Annotated in this window: 1 protein-coding gene and 1 pseudogene; both read right to left on the reverse strand. The window is 51.3% G+C overall.

The annotated features are described in order from the left end of the window. Positions 1 to 488 (reverse strand): annotated as a pseudogene (locus ACJBF3_RS26090) (tail fiber protein); the annotation flags it as partial. Positions 489 to 553: 65 nt separating this feature from the next. Further along, the coding region (locus ACJBF3_RS26095; protein ID WP_406545304.1) for a hypothetical protein at positions 554 to 870 on the reverse strand (317 nt) is incomplete at its 5' end.

An 870-nucleotide genomic window follows, 5' to 3' on the forward strand; every position in this document is an offset into this window, starting at 1 on the left:
TTTTTAAGTCCAATTCCAGCACGGGCACCCGCTGCCGTTGTTTCCCCGGTACCGCCCTGCTCAATCGGGAGAGCACCATTGGTACCTTTCTGTGCCAGTTTACCGATGCCAGGAATGGTTACGGTGGTTCCGTTGATGGTAACGGTGGTGGTCTGGTTTGCTGATGTAGTGGCGAACGTCTCCCACGCGCCAATGTTCTCGTCATATTCTTTGATGAGCTGCGACATTGCCTGGGCCAGGCCATCAACTGAGATAATGTCCGACACAAGAATTCCATACTTCTGGCCGCTCAGCGCCGGGGAAGCGGCAGGCGTAACCGTCATTGATGTGGCGCTGTTCACGGATGAAATCTGGAACAGTTGCACCGGGTTAGACATGACGATAATCGTCTGGCCAGCGCGTACCTGGCTGGCTGGAGCCGTCCAGTTCGTACCCGCCCCACTGGCGGTATTTCCGTTGATTGCAATGGTGCCGGTGTTATAGAGCATATTTTCTCCAGGCAATGAAAAAACCCACCGAAGTGGGTTGTAAATTAGGTAAATTTTCTGAAAGGTCAGGCAAATGAGCCCGTTCCGCGGGTAATTGTTAATGTCGGTGCTGATATAATCTTACTGGCTGTTCCTGTACCTATTACCGTGATGGTCCCGGTCACAGCTGCTGATGTAATTCCCCTAACTGCATGTCTTACGGTCATCCATAGCCCGCCAGTCCCGGAAGGCACATTGATTGTGCCGAGATTGCGCGTGCTCCCGTTGATATTGAGAGTGATAGATACCGTGGTGGTTCCTGAAAGTGAAGATACAAAAATCAACGCTTCAAGAAGTGCAGACTTAGAGAGTGCTGATGATCCGGAATCATTAAACGTGATTG

The organism is Enterobacter sp. PP-008-ECC_S150, assembly GCF_045257065.1.
Classification (GTDB): Bacteria; Pseudomonadota; Gammaproteobacteria; order Enterobacterales; family Enterobacteriaceae; genus Enterobacter; species Enterobacter chengduensis.